This is a genomic window from Corynebacterium sp. NML180780 (genome assembly GCF_007786415.1).
Classification (GTDB): Bacteria; Actinomycetota; Actinomycetes; order Mycobacteriales; family Mycobacteriaceae; genus Corynebacterium; species Corynebacterium gottingense.
This window is the reverse complement of sequence record NZ_VNKN01000007.1, coordinates 118045-133267: the sequence shown is the minus strand read 5'-3', so window position 1 is coordinate 133267 and position 15223 is coordinate 118045. Positions and strand designations below refer to the sequence as shown.

Here is a 15223-nt window from a genome sequence, read left to right as displayed (position 1 = left end):
GGTGAATCGGCGGGGGCTACTGGTGAGCGCTGCGGGCGGCGGCCTTGGTGATGCGCCGCGCGAGTTCCTCGGCCACGTTGCCAGCGCCCGAGGTTTCGAGGGCGCTGCGCATCTCTTGGTAACGGTCCGGGCTGCCCAGGATTCCCAGGACTTCTTCGGCGAGGGCGTCGGGGGTGAGCGACGCGTCGTCGATACGCCCTGCGGCCCCGGTGGCAACAAGGTGCGCGGAGTTGAGCCCCTGCTCGCCGTTGCCGTGCGGCAGCGGGATGTAGATCGCGGGCAGTCCTGCGGCGGAGTTCTCTGCCACGGTCATGGCGCCGGAGCGGCAGACCACGAGGTCCGCGACAGCGTACGCGGCCTCCATATCGTCGATGTACGGCACGGCCGTGTAGCCGTTCATGGTCGCGGGAGCGTCGTTCTTGCGGCCGTACGCGTGCAGGACCTGGAACCCCGCGCCGGTGATCCGCTCCACCGCGCCGGCAAGCGCGCGGTTAATGTTCACCGCGCCCTGGGACCCGCCGGTGACCAGGACCGTCTTCGTGTTGGGGTCCAGGTCCCACATCTTGTATCCGCGCTCGGCCTTCGCCCCGTCCGGGTCGTCGCCCACGCCCGGGCGCACGGGGATCTCGACGACGTCGCCGACCATGCCCGAGTTCGGCACGGCGTTGAGCCCAATGCCACCGAGTCGCACGCCGAGCTTGTTCGCCATACCAGCCAGCGCGTTGGTCTCCAGGACAAAGAACGGCAGTCGCAGCTGGCGCGCGGCCAGGTACGCGGGACCGGCGACGTATCCGCCGGTGCCGAAGACCACGTCCGCGCCGCTCTCCTTCAGGATGTCCGCGGTTTGACGCACCGCACGGCGCAGCTTCAGCGGGATGCCCGCCCACTTCAGCGGCTGCTTGCGGGGCATCGGCACCGGGTCAATGAGCTCGAGCTCGAATCCTCGCGCGGGCACGATGGTCGTCTCCAACCCCTTCTCCGTGCCCAGAGCGACGACGCGCGCGCCATAGGTGTCGCGCAGGACCTCGCCGACCGCGAGCGCGGGCTCGATGTGGCCCGCGGTGCCGCCTCCGGCTACCACCACATTGAGCTGGGTGTTGAGCTCGGTACCGTCTCCGTCGTGCGTTTCAGCCATTGCCGTATTTCCGCCTTTCACGTCGCTGACCGGCAGCGTTAGCCGGCCCGGCGCTCGCCCCTGCGAGCGCTGTTTCGTGGTTCATCGTAGCGTGCCTGCTCGCGGCGCCTGCTCGGGCGACCTCGTTCGTCGTCGGTGCGGCGACCGGCCCCCGCCGCGCCGCGCGCCGTGACGGGTGTGCCGAAGCGCGCGTCGCGCTGGTTCGGTCGAACAACGCGCCCCGAGCGCGACCCTTCGCGCTTCCGCGATGCGGTCTTCGGGCGTGGGGTGCCTTGCTTATCGACGGGCCGCGGCTCCCCAATCAACAACAGTTGGTCAAAGAGCGGACGCCCGTAGTTCTGCATCGCGGAGACCGCATCCGGCTCGTGGCGGGCCACCGAGGCGAGCACACCCATGGCGCCGAACGTGATGACCGCGGACGTGCCGCCCGCGGAGAGCATCGGCAGCTGGATGCCCGTCACAGGCAGCAGGCCGACAACGTAGCCGATGTTGATGAACGCCTGGGAAACCACAGCAGCCGCCAGCGAGGCAGCCATGAGCCGCTGCTCCTGTGTCTGCGCGCGACGCGCGGCCCGCAGGCCGAAGTAGCCGAGCATGGCGAACAGGCAGATCACCAGCGCGCCGCCCCACAAGCCAAGCTCCTCGCCGATGACCGCGAAGATGAAGTCATTTTGCGCCTCCGGGAGGTAGAACCACTTGGCGCGAGATTGGCCGAGTCCGACGCCGAAGAGGGCACCGTCGGCAAGCGAAAGAAAGCCCTGGTGCGACTGGAACGCGATGCCGCGCGTGTCCTCGAAGTGACCGAGGAGCGCGTCGAAGTAGACGTGGAAGCGGTTGGAACGGAAGCCGCCCGCCGCGAACTGGCTGAAGAGAAAGATCGCGCCGATGCCGGCGAAGATGCCGATCGTGCGCCACGAGATGCCCGCGAAGAGCAGGATGAACGCGACGACGAGCGCGAACGAGACCGCCATGCCGAAGTCGCCCTGCGCAGCGATGAGCGCCAGGCAGATGACCGAGACGACGGTGAAACGCAGCGTTCCGGTTCCGGCCTGCAGCGGGCGCGTCGCGTCCTTGTTGGCCACCTCTTGTGCGCCCCAGATTGCGATGGCGATGCGGGCGAGCTCCGAGGGCTGCAAGCGCAGCGGCCCGAGCTCGAGCCAGGACTGCGAGCCCACCGATTCCTTACCCGTGCCCAGCGGCGTAAGCACCGCGATGAGCAGGAGAACCGCCAACCACATGAGCACGACGCTGAGCTTGTGCAAACGGGACGGCGGGATCTTCAGCGCAGCCCAGAAAGCGATCAGGCCGCCGATGACCATGAGGAGCTGGCGCAGTGCGATGCTCCACGGTGCCTGGTTGTTCGCCACCGACATGGCCATGGATGAGCTGAGCACCATCACGACGCCGAGGCCGGCGAGGACGAGCACCACAGTGCGGATCATGGTGTAGTCCAGCAGGGGGCGCGAATCCATGAACTCGCCCAGGCGACGCGAGGCGTTGCCCAGCCGGGACTCCTGTCGGACCGCGGCGCTGGAACGCTCGGCGGGGCGGCGCCCGCGAGTCGCCCCGGCCGGGCGCTCCGACCTCCTGTGATTGTCTGGTTTCAGCGTCATCGAATGCGTCCTGTGGCCTTTCGTCGTCTCAACCAGCGTGGTTCGTGTTACTCGTGTTAGCAGTGTCTCATTGCTGCGGCGCGAAATTCGTCGCCACGCGCTGACATTCCGGAATACATATCCAAACTTGCAGCAGCCGGGGCTAATAACACGGAATCCCCAGGCTGCGCTACGGAAGCCGCGAACTCAACCACGTTGTCCATCGCTTCGGCCGGGTCGGTGCTCTCCGTGACAAAAATGGGCACCTGCGGGGCGAGCTGCTTCAGCGCGTCTCGCAGGATTTCGCGGTCTGCCCCCATCAGCGCCACAGCGCGGAACTGCGCGGAGTGCTCATGGATGAGCTCGTCCACGCTTGCGCCCTTGAGCTGTCCGCCCGCGACCCACACCACGGTTCCCGCGCCCGAGAGCGCGGAGTGGGCGGCGTGCGGGTTGGTGGCCTTGGAGTTGTCCACCCAATCTACGCCCCCACCACTGTGGACGACGGCGCCGCGGTGGTCGGCCACGCGGTACGCGTCCAACCCGTCCTGGATGTGGGCGGGCGTCGCACCCTGGGTGAGCGCCACCGCCGCCGCGGCGGCGGCGTCGAGCACGCCCGCGGCCCCCGGGGGCTGGATGCGCGTGGCGGAAGCGAGGTCCACGGGATCGTCGCTCCTCCAGCGAGAGACCAGCCGGCCACCCTCCACGCCGACCTGGCCGGGCTCGGGGGCGCGCAGCGTGAAGCCGATGACGTCGTCGCGGCTGGTTGCCGCCACCAGTTTGGTCACCTCTGGGTCGTCTGCGCCGGCGACCGCGCTGGGCGCGCGCAGCACTTTCGCCTTGTCGGACGCGTAGTTGGCAAAGGAGCCGTGCCAATCCAGGTGGTCGTCCGCGAGGTTGAGCAGCACGCCTGCATCGGGGACGAGCTGGGTGGACCAGTGCAGCTGGAAGCTGGAGAGCTCCGCCACCAGCACGTCCACGCGTTCCTCGGCCAGCAGCGCGTCTGCGACGGCCACGCCGATGTTGCCGCAGGCCTGCGCGCGCTTGCCGGTGTCGTTCCCGCACTGCGCCATGATGGAGGCGAGCATGCCGGTGGTGGTGGTCTTGCCGTTCGTGCCGGTGACCACCAGCCACTCGCGCGGCGCGCCGAACGCGCCCGCGCGGTCGAGCCGGAAGCACAGTTCTACGTCCCCGATGACCTCGAGGCCGGCCTGTGCGGCCTGGACGAGCAGCGGGGTGTCCGGGCGCCAGCCGGGGGATGTCACCACGGTGGCGAAGTCGGCGAAGCGCTCGGCCGCCTCCGCGGTCGTGATGACGGGAGCGCCGGTGGCATCGCGGACCGCGTCGCGGCCCGACGCGCTGTCGTCCGCGACCGTGTACTCGACCCCGAGGGCGGAAAGCATGCGGGCCGCGCCGAGACCGGAGACGCCGGCTCCGGCGACGAGCACGGGGGCGTCGATAAGCATGTGCCCCTGCGTCTGGGAGGTCATTTACGCGCTCACCCCGTTCTGCGTGAGCCACTCGCCGTAGAACAACGCGAGGCCGAGCGCGACGGCCATGGCGGAGATGATCCAGAAGCGAACCACCACGGTGGTCTCGGCCCAACCGCCGTTTTCAAAGTGGTGGTGGAACGGCGCCATGCGGAACACGCGCTTGCCGGTCGTCTTGTACGACGCGACCTGGATGACCACAGAGCCTGCCTCCATGACAAACAGCGCGCCAACCACGATCATGAGCAGCTCGGTGCGAGAGGCCACGGAGAGCCCCGCGACCAGTCCGCCGAGCGCGAGCGATCCGGTGTCACCCATGAAGATCTTGGCCGGCGCCGCGTTCCACCACAGGAAGCCGATGCAGGCACCAAAGCCGGCGGCGGCGAGGATGGCCAGGTCGAGCGGGTCGCGGACCGCGTAGCAGCCGGGGGTTGCGGACAGCGAGCAGGAGTTGCGGAACTGCCAGAACGTGATGGCCACGTACGCGGACATCACGAGTGCGGTCGTGCCCGAGGCGAGGCCGTCGAGGCCGTCGGTGAGGTTGACCGCGTTAGACCAGGCCGCGAGCAGGATGTAGATGAACACGAGGAAGACGAGCGTGCCGAGGATGCCGCCGCCGACCGCCAGGTCGATCGTTTCAATGTCACGCACGAAGCTCAGCGCGGTTGAGCCGGGGGTCAGCCCCTCGTTGTCGGGGAACTGCAAGATGAGAATGCCAAAGGCGAGCGCGATGGCCAGCTGCGCTACCAGCTTCGCGGTCTTGTTCAGGCCCAGGTTGCGGTGCATGAACAGCTTGATCCCATCGTCCGCAAACCCAACGAGGCCGAGCGACAGGGCCAGTCCAAGTACGATGAGGCCGCTGGCGGTGAACGCTTCGTGCCCGGTAAACAGCGCGATCAGCGAGCTGAGAATGTAGCTGACGGTAATGGCAACGAGGATCGCGATACCGCCCATCGTCGGCGTGCCGCGCTTGCGCGCGTGGGACTGCGGGCCGTCCTCGCGGATCTCCTGCCCCATGGCCCGCCGGTGGAAATACCGGATGAGCACGGGCGTCAGGAAAATGGCCACGAGGAAGCTGATAATCCCTGCGCTTAAGACTTGAACCATTGAAGTGCTACCTTGCTAGAAATTTTTACTGTTGAGTTGTTGAGCGCTGGGCGCATGTTTATCGACGCCCACCCGCCACCTACGGCGACGAAGACAGATCAGCTACGAGGATAATTGCGTTGGTCGTCCCTTAAGCGATGACCCGCCAGAAGTTCCTCGGCGACCCTCCACAGCTTGACCGCGTTGGAGGCCTTCACCAGCACCACGTCGCGATCGGCGCGGTGTTCCCAGCCCGACTCGCCCGGCGGCGCGGCGGACAGCAGCCGTCGCACGGCGGCGGTGGCCTCCTGCGCATCCGCGACCTGTTGGGCCTGGATGCCGTGTTCTTGCGACCCGAGCAGCAGCGCCTCCATCGGCGCGGTATGTCCGACGGCGATGAGGTGGGTGACTTGGTAGCGCCCGAGTTCCTCGGCGAGGGCGGCGTGGGCGGCGACCGCGTCGTTGCCCAGCTCCCCCATCTCGCCGAGCACCGCGACGGAGCGCACCCCGGGGCGGGCGGCAGCGGTGTAGCCCAGCGCCGCGATGCCGGCGCGCATGGATTCTGGGTTGGCGTTGTAGGCATCATTGATCACGGTGACGCCGTCCTCGCGCGTGTTCACGTCCATGCGGTTGACCGACACGGAGCGGGCGGCGCTGAGTGCCTCGGCCACTTGGGCCGCGTCGAGCCCGGCCTGGACGCCGACCGCCGCGGCGGCCAGCGCGTTGGACACCTGGTGGGCACCAAAGACCCCGAGCGAGACGCGCTGGGGTTCCGCGTCCGGGCAGTGCAGGACGAAGGACGCGCGAGCGATGGCGTCCAGGGTGATGTCGGTGGCGTAGAAATCGCCGCCGCGCGGGTGCGTGGAAAAAGTGACGACTCGCGCGTTGGTGCGCGACGCCATGGCGGAGACCAGGTCGTCGTCCGCGTTGAGGACCGCCACGCCGCCTTCTTCCGCCGACGGCAGCGCCTCCACGAGCTCGCCCTTGGCCAGGGCGATGTTCTCGCGCGATCCGAACTCGCCAATGTGGGCGGAGCCGACGTTGAGCACAACGCCGATCTGTGGCGGGGCGATCTTGGCCAGGTGGGCAATGTGCCCGATGCCGCGTGCGGACATCTCCGCGACCAAAAAGTCCGTGTCTTCAGTGCAGCGCAGCACCGTGTAGGGGTGACCGATCTCATTATTAAACGACCCCGGGGGCGCTACCGTCTCTCCAGCGCGCGTGAGCAGCGTGGCCATGAGGTCCTTGGTCGATGTCTTGCCGGCGGAACCGGTCACCCCGGCGATGGTCAGGTTGTGGGTCGCGCTCAACTCCCGCGCCACGTAGGCGGCGAGCTTGCTCATGCCCTGGACGACGCCCGCGGTGGATCCGTCCGGGTCGCCGGCAGCCAAGTCCGAGTTGTCGCCCTCGCGGGGCGGGACCTCCGGCACGATGATGGCGGGGACGCCCACCTCGCGCGCGGTGAGTGCGGCGACCGCACCGTCGCGCACCGCGGCCTTAGCGAAGTCGTGGCCGTCCACCCGCGCGCCCCGAAGCGCTACGAACAGGCCGCCGGGCACCAGCTTGCGCGAGTCGAACTCGACGTTGCCGGTGACCACCGCGTCCGGGTCGGCCTCCGGGCTCAGCGTCCCGCCGGTGATCTCAGCGATTGTTGCCAGGCTCAGCGGTATCATGCGTGCTCCTTCTCGGCTCCCGCCGCGTAGCCGTGCTCGGCCAGCGCGCGGCGCATCTCTTCCCTGTCATCAAAGTGGTGGGTCGTGGTTCCCACGATCTGGCCGACCTCGTGGCCCTTGCCAACCACCACGATCGCGTCGCCGGGCTGCGCCCAGGCGACCAGCTCGTCAATGGCACCGGCGCGCGAGTCGTTCTCCCGGATCTCGGTGTCTGCTCCGGCGGCGTCCTCCGCGCCCTTGCGCACCGCCGCGCGAATCGTGGCCGGGTCTTCCGTGCGCGGGTTATCATCCGCCACCACAACAAAATCCGCGCCGCGGGCGGCCTCCGCGCCCATAATCGCGCGCTTGGACGAGTCGCGGTCGCCGCCCGCGCCAACGACAATGCCCACGCGGCCGTCAACTTGCTTGCGCAGTGTCTGCAGCACCGCGGCGATCGCGGCTGGCTTGTGCGCGTAGTCCACGACCGCGACAAAGTCCTGGCCGGCGTCGATGCGTTCCATACGGCCGGGCACCGCGGCGTTGGCGAGCCCCTGGATGAACGGCTCGGCGGCCACGCCGCAGGTGGTGGCCATCCCCACCGCCAGCGCGGCGTTGGCCACGTTGAACGCGCCCGGCATGGGCAGCCGGAACTCGTAGTCGTGTCCGTCGTGGGTCAGCGCAATGTGCTGCGCGCCGCTCTCCTCCACAGAGACCTGGCGGGCCTGCACGTCGAGGCCTTCCTGGGCGTGGGTCCCCACGGTGACGGGGTGCGCGGCGCGCTGGGCCATCCGCTCGCCCCACTCATCATCCACGCACACCACACTCTTCGCCGCCGCGATCGGCGACGCCGGGTCGAAGAACAACGCCTTCGCCTCGAAGTAGTCCTCCATCGTCGGGTGGAAGTCGAGGTGATCCTGGCTCAGGTTGGTAAACCCGGCGACGTCGAAATCAGTGCCGCCGACTCGGCCGAGCATCAGCGCGTGCGAGGACACCTCCATCACCACGTGGGTCACACCTTCGTCCCGCATCCGCGCAAACAGCGCCTGCAGCGCCGGCGCTTCCGGGGTGGTCAGCTTCGACGGGACGTCGCGCCCCGCAATCCGCGTGCCCGTCGTGCCGATCAGCCCCACCTTGTGCCCCGCAGCGGTCAGCCCGCGCTCGAGCAAATACGTCGTTGTCGTCTTGCCGGAGGTCCCGGTCACGCCGAGCAGGAGCATGCTTTTCGACGGCCACCCGTAGACCTCTGCCGACACCTCGCCGAGCACGGCGCGGACGTCCTCGACGACCAGCACGGGCCGCTCGTCTCCGGTGGCGGCGATGATGTCCAGGCCGGCGGCGTCGGTAAGCATTGCCCCCGCCTGCGAGCCCTCGGCGAACGACGCGCCGTGGACGCGGGTGCCGGGCAGCGCCGCGAACAGCCCGCCCGGCTCGATCGCGGTGGAGTCGAGGCTGATCGAGGCGATCTGCGTGTCGTCGGCGGGCGGGTTGACCACGCGCGCCCCGGCGATCTGCGCGAGGTGCTGCAGCGTGGGTGCTTCGGTGTTCATGTGGCCTCCTTGTGTTGGCGGTTGCTGCTGGCTATTAAGTTGTGTCGTGACTGGGCGCTGGGCACTAGGCGTTGGGCACTGCACCACGCACCTTACTGCTGCTGCAGCACATACGGCTTCGCCTCCGGGCTCGGCGGGATGTTCTCGTGGTTGAGCAGCCAGGCGGCGATGTCCTTGAACACCGGCGCGGCGGACTGGCCGCCGGCGCCGCCTTCGAGGGGGCCGCGCGTCGGCTCATCAAGCATGATGGCAACAACGAAGCGCGGATCGTCGGCAGGCGCGATGCCCGCGAACGTGATCCAGTACTGACTCTGTGAGTACGCGCCCGTGTCCGGGTCGACCTTCTGCGCAGTGCCGGTCTTGCCGGAGAGCTGGTAGCCCTCGATCTCGTTGCCCTGGGCGGTACCGTTTTGTACACCGGCCGGGTCGGACTGGAAGGTGGCCCGGAACATATCCACGACGGTGCGCGCGGTTTCTTCGCTGACCACGCGGTTGGTCGCTGGTGCGGGCTGCTCGATCTGCTCGCCGTCCGGGCCGGTGATCTGCTTGATCACGCGCGGTTCGACGCGCTCGCCGCCGTTGGCCAGGGTCTGGAACACGCTGGCCATTTGCAGCGCGGACCAGCTCATTCCCTGGCCGATCGGGAGATTGGCAAAGGTGCCGCCGGACCACTGCTCCAGGACGGGGACGATGCCGGCGGACTCGTTGGGCAGCTCGATGCCCGTGGTCTTGCCCAGGCCGAAGCGCTGCAGGTAGTCCCAATAGCGCTCCTCGCCGAGGCGCTGCGCGAGCTGCAGGGTGCCCACGTTGGAGGACTTACCAAAGATGCCGGCGGTGGTGTACGGCATGACGTCGTGCTGCCAAGCGTCTGCGACCGTCACCCCGGCCATGTCGATGGAGCCCGGGACCTGGTGGACCTCCTCCGGGTTGGTCGTACCCTCCTCGATCGAGGCAGCAGCGGTGATGATCTTGGCCACCGAGCCCGGCTCGAACGGGTGCGAGACCGCGTTGTTTTCAAAGTCGCGGCCCTCCTTGAGCTGCTTGTTCAAGTCGCCGTTCGGGTCGATCGTGTCGGTGTTGGCCATCGCCAGGACCTCGCCGGTGTGGGCGTCGAGCACGACCGCCTGCGCGTCCTTTGCCTCGGAGTTGCGCTTCGCCTGCTCGAGGGTCTGCTGCACGTAGGTCTGCAGGTCCAGATCCACGGTGAGCTCGACGCGTGCGCCGTCGACGGCGGGGACGACATCTCGCAACGTGCCCGGGATTGCGGTGCCGCCGGCGGCGACATCCTCTGTGGAGCGGCCGTTGATGCCGGTCAGCGCGGCGTCGCTCGATGCCTCAAGGCCGAACTGACCTTGGCCGTCCATGGAGACCTTTCCAATAATGTTCTCGCCAATCGCGCCGTTCGGGTATTGGCGGATGTCCTGGTTGTCCGCGGCAAGGCCGTGGAACGTGCGGGCCAGCGCGCCGGCAACGTCTGGGTCGACGTTGCGGACGAGCACTTCGTAGTTGGAGTCCGAGTGCAGCTTGTCCAGGATGTCCTTCGGCTTGACCGAACTTTCTTGGGCATCCGGCCCCGCGTTTTCGGCAGCATTCTGGTTCCCCGCCTTTGCGCTGGGCTTCGCGCCGCTGGACTTGGGCAGCTCGAGGCCGTCCAGGTCGCTCAGCACGTCGAGCGAGTCCTCTCCCTCCTCCGGCTCGCGGAGCACGACGCGGTGCTCAATGGCCAGCGGGATCGAGTTCGCCATCTGGCGCAGGCGGTCCTCGACGCGAGCGTCGAGCTGCTGCTCGATGTCGGATTCGGAGACGTCGTCCTGGCGCATCTTGTACGTCTCCAACTCCGCCAGCTCCTGGCGCAGCACGACCGGGGACACCGTCAGGGAGCGCGCCTGCATGGTGTAAGCGAGTTGGTTGCCCTCGCGATCAACGACGTCACCGCGGCGGGCCGGGTCGACGTAGACGCGGGCGCGCTGTGTCTGCGCCTGCTCGCGCAGCTCCGGGCCCCACATGAGCTGAACCCACGCGAGACGAGCGACCAGCACGGCCGCGACGATAAGGAATACGGCCACCACGAAACTGACGCGGGCGTTGGTCAGCTTGCGCTGATCCATCGCGCTCCGCGGCAGCTTCACGCTTCCCCCTCCCCGGCGCTTGCCGGGGCCCTTTCGCTGAGGCTGTCGAGCAGCTGAGCCACGTGGCCGTCGCGACCCCGATTCCACCACGTGTCCTCCTTGTGTTTGCAGAGCCTCCTGGCTCTCCGGCGTTGTTACCGATGAGCTGGCCGGTGCAGGTACCTCATCTTAGAAGTTTGATGCGACGTTTGGTTGGTACGGCGCGACGTTATCAATCTGCGCGTGGGCCGGGGGCGCCGACTGTCCTGCCTGCCCCTGCTGTGCCGGTGCCGCCGACGGGCGCTGGCCGGCGTTGCGGCTGCCACCCGGGGTTGCGGTGAGCGCGTCGCTGATCTCTGCGGTGGCCTTCTTGTCACTGGAAGCGCGGCCAGCGGGTGCGTTCTCGCTGTTGACGTCGATGACCTTCGCGTTCTTCTCCGGGTCGAACTCGCGGCGGGTGTTGGCCTTGCCGTCCGCCGCGACGTCGACAATGCCCGGCTCGGAGGCGACGAGCATGCCCTGATCCGCCGCGTTTTGCGCCAGCTCCGCGGAGGAGCGACGCTGCTCGAGGTCGCGGTTCAGGGTTTCCACCGAGCTCTTCAGATCGCGCTCCTGCGACTGCAGCTTCTCAATGACAAAGGACTGACTGGTGGCCAGGCCGGACAGCACCATCGCGATGATGACGCCGCCGATGAGCAGCGGCAGCCCCACCGAAGACACGACAGAGAAGCGGCGCTTCGCTGCGTCGGCCGGCGCCGCGACGCGGCGGCCGCGCACTGTGACCACCTGCTGCGAGCCGAGGCGGCCGCGCGGCTTGGTGTGCGGCACGTGCGGCTTGACCGGGTGCCCGGTACGGGTGGGGCGCTTCGTGGTCGTGCGCGCTGCGGAGCGCCCGCTCGGCTTCACGCGCGATCCCGCTCGTCCTCGCGCGACGGATTCGCCGGCGCGGCTTGGTCGTTCAAGCGTGTCGGTCGATCCTGTTGCGGTGAAGTCTCGTGCTCCCATGTTCTGATTCCTTTTCGGCCTTGTCCAGTCGAGTCAGCTACTGGTTGGGAAGTTGTTGGGTGGGAAGTTGGTGTGCGGGGCGTTGCAGTGACGGTTCCTGCGGTGCTGAATCGTTCGGTGCGGAGACAGGTGCGGCGTTGTCCGCACACAGTCTCTCTATTCCTCGCACTCGAACGGGAGCGGCGCGCGGGTTACGCTCGATTTCTTCTTTGGAAGCCTTCTCCGCACCGTGGGTAATCGGTGCGAACTCCGCGGCGGTGCCAGGCAAATCCATCGGCAGCCCGGGCGGGGTTTTCGAAGTGGTCAAATCACGGAACGCAGCTTTGATGATCTTGTCCTCGTGGGACTGGTAGCTCATAAACACCACGCGTCCGCCAGGCGCGAGCAGGTCCGTGACCACGGGGATCACGCCGCGGATCGCGTCCAGCTCTCCGTTGACCTCGACGCGAAGTGCCTGGAAGGTGCGCTTTGCCGGGTGGCCACCTGTGCGGCGGGTCGCCGCCGGAATCGTGTTGTACAGCAACTCCACCAGTCGGGCGCTGGTGGTGAACGGCTCCCGCTCACGCTCCTTAAGCACCGCGGACGCGATCTTGCCCGCGAAGCGCTCGTCCCCGTAGGTCTTGAGCACCCGCGCCAGGTCACCGTGGCTGTACGTGTTCAGCACGTCAGCGGCAGTAATACCGTGCGAGGGGTCCATCCGCATATCCAGCGGCGCGTCCACGCGGTACGCAAACCCGCGCTCCTCCTGGTCCAGCTGCATCGATGACACGCCCAGGTCAAAGAGGGCACCAGCCACGCCGACCTCACGGACGAGGTCGAAGGCGGGGCCGGCGGCGTCAGCGATTGCGGCACCCATGTCGTCGAAGCGCGCCTGCACGGGGGCGAAGCGATCACCGAACGGGGCGAGCCGCTCCGACGCTTGCGCCAGCGCGTTCGGATCACGGTCCACGCCGATCACGCGCGCATCAGGGAACGTGCGGAGGAAGTGTTCGGTGTGTCCGCCGGCGCCGAGTGTGGCGTCGATAAGCACTGCCTTCGCCCCAAGCTTTTCGACGCCCGGCGCCAGCAGTTCGGCCATACGATCGCGCATCACCGGCACGTGCCCGTGATTTGCCGCGACGGAGTAATCCATCGCCGAAAGGTTGTCATTCATCCGAGGATCCTCCCTCCGTCTCGCTTGCCGCTTTCGTATCGCCCAAATCCCACGAATGGGGAGCGCATAGAGCCCTGCCCGGGGCGGCAGTTCTGATGTCGGGGAAGTACACCAGAACGCTTCACGCCCCGGACAGAGTCCGTACACGCTCTCCGTCAGTAGTCACACGCCCACTGCCGGGTAGTCAGCCCTACAGCAGACCGGAGAGAATGTCGTCATCGTCCGCCGCCGAGAAGGCGGCTTCAGTCTCTTCTTGGTACTGAGCCCAAGACTCAGCGTCCCAAATCTCGAGAAAATCCACCGAGCCGATGACCACGCACTCCTTCGTCAGGGAGGCGTACTCCCGGTGCGCCGGCGACAACGTGATGCGACCGGAACCGTCGAGCGTCTGCTCATCCGCGCTGGCAGCCAGGTTACGAATGAACGCGCGCGCCTTCGGGTTCGTCCGGGACGCCGCCGCAGCCTTTCTGGCCCTGGCGGTGAACTCCTCCCGCGGATACACCGCGAGCGAATGATCCTGCCCCTTGGTCACCATCAACCCGTCCGCGAGCCCCTCTCGGAACTTCGCGGGCAGCGTCAGGCGCCCCTTGTCGTCCAGCTTGGGAGTGTAGGTTCCCAGAAACATCCGGCGACCCACCTCTCCTTCACCTTCGGAATCGGCTCTGAAATTTTCTCTGCGCCAATTCGTGCCGCACACGTAGTCAAGATGCACGCCACGCCTTCACGCATGGCCCACTTTAACCCACTTTCCCCCACTGACGCCACACCACGCGGGAAAATTCTTCCCGCGTCGCGCATTTTTCCTGCACAGTGGGCACGTTTAGCGGTGGGGCGCGGCCCCCTTCCCGTTGGGGCTCGGCGCCACATGGGTCGCTTTTCGACGCCCCTACCCCACCATCACCACACGCCCCTCCAGCCCCTCCACGCGCCCGAAGTGCAAAAGCCCAGGAAAATCGCTGAGCCGGGGTGCACGCAGCCGCCGCGAACGGCGTCTGTGGTGGGGGCAAGTGGCGGAGTGGGAGAAAGTGGGGCGTCCCGGTGGGGCGAAGTGGGTGGCCCCCAGGGCACGCGGGAACACCGGTAATGCGCCACCGGGGCAGAAGTCTGGCCGGCCCAGGGCGTTGCCGGGGTGAGGTCGGGCCTGTTTGACGAGATCACCATGACGAAGATGCGAGGATTTTCCTACGACTTCGTCACGGTGATCTCGTCATCTAGGTGTCAAAAGCGTTGTCAGAGCGGATGACGCGTCCTGACTCATGGCCGCCCGGGGCCGGAAAGAGCCTGAGCACCCAAAGAGAGTGCGGACATGAAAAAACGCACCCCAGAACGGGATGCGCTGAGTAAATCTGCGGGGCAACAACTTCCCCGGGCAGTGCCTACCGGCGGTCTACTGCCGATCCTCGAAACGGCGGCGGAAACTCTCCTCCATCGACGCGCCACGGCGCGACTGCGGCGCCGCGTTCGCCTGCTGCGGTCGGAGGTGCGGGGACGGGGTTGCGGGCGTACGCACCGCCATGACACCACCGAACATCATCACGCCGAAGCCCACGATGCTGATGAGCACCATCCACACACTGACGGTTGCGAGCGCGACACCGCCGAGCAGGAGCACAAGACCCAAGACCATCAGCGCGACGCTACGGAGGGTGATCTTGCCGGACGGCTGACGGCCTGCGTAGTCAGCGTCTTGCGCGACCGAGCTCCCGAACTGCGGGTCCTCAGCGAGAAGCGACTGCTCGATCTCTCGGAGGGCGCGCTGTTCCTGTTCAGAAAGAGACAATGGCTTCACTCCCCAGCTATACGGCGTGTTGACCGCACTCAATCGGTGGTTGAATCGCCTCGGCGGCGAATCATCTTATGGGTACAACGGTCATCCTACTCAGATTGTTCCCGCCGGAGAATCGGTTCAGCGAACTGTGCTGATTTGCCATTCGCCCACAGCGCACCCCGCCTCCATGCCGCCATACTAGGCCACCAGTGGAGGTTCCGCGCCAAACTCCGGCAGGGACGCCAGATAGAACTGCTCCGCCTCGTCCAGCAGGGCCGTCACCTTGTCCATCTCTGGGCGCTGCTGGATGCCAGAGGCAACGCGGCCACGCAGCGCCGAGTAACCACGAAACGTCGCCGCCCACCGCTTGCCGTCCGGACCGGTGAGCGCCAGCTTGTCCCACGCGCTACTCGGCAGCCGCTTTCGCCGGCGTATCTCCGGCGCGGTGGCGCACACCGCTCCCGCAGTACGCAGCGCGGCCAGGTACGCCTGCTCAAGAGCGAGCGCCTCATCCCCCTCCTCGAGCTCCTCGTGGGCCTGCGCCAAGAAGGCGTCCGCGGCGGCAAGGAAGCGGTCGCGCTTGGCGGTGGAGGACGCGGAGCGGGTGGTTGCGGAAATCACGCTGGCAGTGGTGGTGTTCATCGGGCTGTCCTTTCCTATTGGGATGTCGTTGGTGTTGACCTTAAGGTG

Annotated in this window: 12 protein-coding genes; all 12 read right to left on the bottom strand. The window is 67.4% G+C overall.

Annotated elements, in window-relative coordinates:
• Positions 1-16: 16 nt before the first annotated feature.
• The 12 genes from FPP74_RS06450 to FPP74_RS06395 all read right to left on the bottom strand — a co-directional run bounded on the left by FPP74_RS06450 (position 17) and on the right by FPP74_RS06395 (position 15175).
• Positions 17-1135 (bottom strand): UDP-N-acetylglucosamine--N-acetylmuramyl-(pentapeptide) pyrophosphoryl-undecaprenol N-acetylglucosamine transferase, encoded by a 1119-nt coding sequence (locus FPP74_RS06450; RefSeq protein WP_144717528.1) that lies wholly within the window; start codon positions 1133-1135, stop codon positions 17-19.
• A 38-nt stretch (positions 1136-1173) separates the two neighbouring features.
• Positions 1174-2748, bottom strand: coding sequence for a putative peptidoglycan glycosyltransferase FtsW (locus tag FPP74_RS06445; RefSeq protein ID WP_186439399.1), 1575 nt, complete (start codon positions 2746-2748; stop codon positions 1174-1176).
• Between the two features lie 56 nt (positions 2749-2804).
• Positions 2805-4214 (bottom strand): UDP-N-acetylmuramoyl-L-alanine--D-glutamate ligase, encoded by a 1410-nt coding sequence (murD, locus tag FPP74_RS06440; RefSeq protein ID WP_095547250.1) that lies wholly within the window; start codon positions 4212-4214, stop codon positions 2805-2807.
• Positions 4215-5321, bottom strand: coding sequence for a phospho-N-acetylmuramoyl-pentapeptide-transferase (gene mraY / locus FPP74_RS06435; RefSeq protein WP_144717526.1), 1107 nt, complete (start codon positions 5319-5321; stop codon positions 4215-4217). It lies immediately after the preceding gene.
• Positions 5322-5419: 98 nt separating this feature from the next.
• The gene (gene murF, locus FPP74_RS06430; RefSeq protein ID WP_144717524.1) at positions 5420-6973 is read right to left on the bottom strand and encodes a UDP-N-acetylmuramoyl-tripeptide--D-alanyl-D-alanine ligase; all 1554 of its coding nucleotides are present in this window, start codon (positions 6971-6973) and stop codon (positions 5420-5422) included.
• Positions 6970-8499, bottom strand: a complete 1530-nt coding sequence (locus FPP74_RS06425; protein ID WP_095536827.1) for a UDP-N-acetylmuramoyl-L-alanyl-D-glutamate--2,6-diaminopimelate ligase — start codon at positions 8497-8499, stop codon at positions 6970-6972. Before FPP74_RS06425 ends, murF begins: the two co-directional genes overlap by 4 nt.
• A 92-nt stretch (positions 8500-8591) precedes the next feature.
• Positions 8592-10505: a peptidoglycan D,D-transpeptidase FtsI family protein gene (locus FPP74_RS06420; RefSeq protein ID WP_369825032.1), complete on the bottom strand. Its 1914-nt coding sequence runs from the start codon at positions 10503-10505 to the stop codon at positions 8592-8594.
• Positions 10506-10796: 291 nt separating this feature from the next.
• Positions 10797-11612: a hypothetical protein gene (locus FPP74_RS06415; RefSeq protein ID WP_186439398.1), complete on the bottom strand. Its 816-nt coding sequence runs from the start codon at positions 11610-11612 to the stop codon at positions 10797-10799.
• A gap of 37 nt (positions 11613-11649) precedes the next feature.
• A complete protein-coding gene (gene rsmH, locus FPP74_RS06410) occupies positions 11650-12744 on the bottom strand; it encodes a 16S rRNA (cytosine(1402)-N(4))-methyltransferase RsmH (protein ID WP_095536853.1) in 1095 nt (364 codons plus the stop codon).
• 211 nt (positions 12745-12955) lie between these two features.
• Positions 12956-13390: a division/cell wall cluster transcriptional repressor MraZ gene (gene mraZ, locus FPP74_RS06405; RefSeq protein WP_038591497.1), complete on the bottom strand. Its 435-nt coding sequence runs from the start codon at positions 13388-13390 to the stop codon at positions 12956-12958.
• Positions 13391-14152: 762 nt separating this feature from the next.
• Positions 14153-14554 (bottom strand): DUF3040 domain-containing protein, encoded by a 402-nt coding sequence (locus FPP74_RS06400; RefSeq protein WP_370511795.1) that lies wholly within the window; start codon positions 14552-14554, stop codon positions 14153-14155.
• 177 nt (positions 14555-14731) lie between these two features.
• Positions 14732-15175 (bottom strand): SAV_6107 family HEPN domain-containing protein, encoded by a 444-nt coding sequence (locus FPP74_RS06395; protein WP_095547256.1) that lies wholly within the window; start codon positions 15173-15175, stop codon positions 14732-14734.
• Positions 15176-15223: the final 48 nt, after the last annotated feature.

What these genes read in the sequence shown, in the direction of transcription:
- FPP74_RS06450 (WP_144717528.1), bottom strand. Translation starts at nt 1,135, where the DNA reads ATGGCTGAAACGCACGACGGAGACGGTACCGAGCTCAACACCCAGCTC.
- FPP74_RS06420 (WP_369825032.1), bottom strand. Translation starts at nt 10,505, where the DNA reads ATGTGGGGCCCGGAGCTGCGCGAGCAGGCGCAGACACAGCGCGCCCGC.
- mraZ (WP_038591497.1), bottom strand. Translation starts at nt 13,390, where the DNA reads ATGTTTCTGGGAACCTACACTCCCAAGCTGGACGACAAGGGGCGCCTG.
- rsmH (WP_095536853.1), bottom strand. Translation starts at nt 12,744, where the DNA reads ATGGATTACTCCGTCGCGGCAAATCACGGGCACGTGCCGGTGATGCGC.
- FPP74_RS06395 (WP_095547256.1), bottom strand. Translation starts at nt 15,175, where the DNA reads ATGAACACCACCACTGCCAGCGTGATTTCCGCAACCACCCGCTCCGCG.
- FPP74_RS06425 (WP_095536827.1), bottom strand. Translation starts at nt 8,499, where the DNA reads ATGAACACCGAAGCACCCACGCTGCAGCACCTCGCGCAGATCGCCGGG.
- murD (WP_095547250.1), bottom strand. Translation starts at nt 4,214, where the DNA reads ATGACCTCCCAGACGCAGGGGCACATGCTTATCGACGCCCCCGTGCTC.
- mraY (WP_144717526.1), bottom strand. Translation starts at nt 5,321, where the DNA reads ATGGTTCAAGTCTTAAGCGCAGGGATTATCAGCTTCCTCGTGGCCATT.
- FPP74_RS06415 (WP_186439398.1), bottom strand. Translation starts at nt 11,612, where the DNA reads ATGGGAGCACGAGACTTCACCGCAACAGGATCGACCGACACGCTTGAA.
- FPP74_RS06445 (WP_186439399.1), bottom strand. Translation starts at nt 2,748, where the DNA reads ATGACGCTGAAACCAGACAATCACAGGAGGTCGGAGCGCCCGGCCGGG.
- murF (WP_144717524.1), bottom strand. Translation starts at nt 6,973, where the DNA reads ATGATACCGCTGAGCCTGGCAACAATCGCTGAGATCACCGGCGGGACG.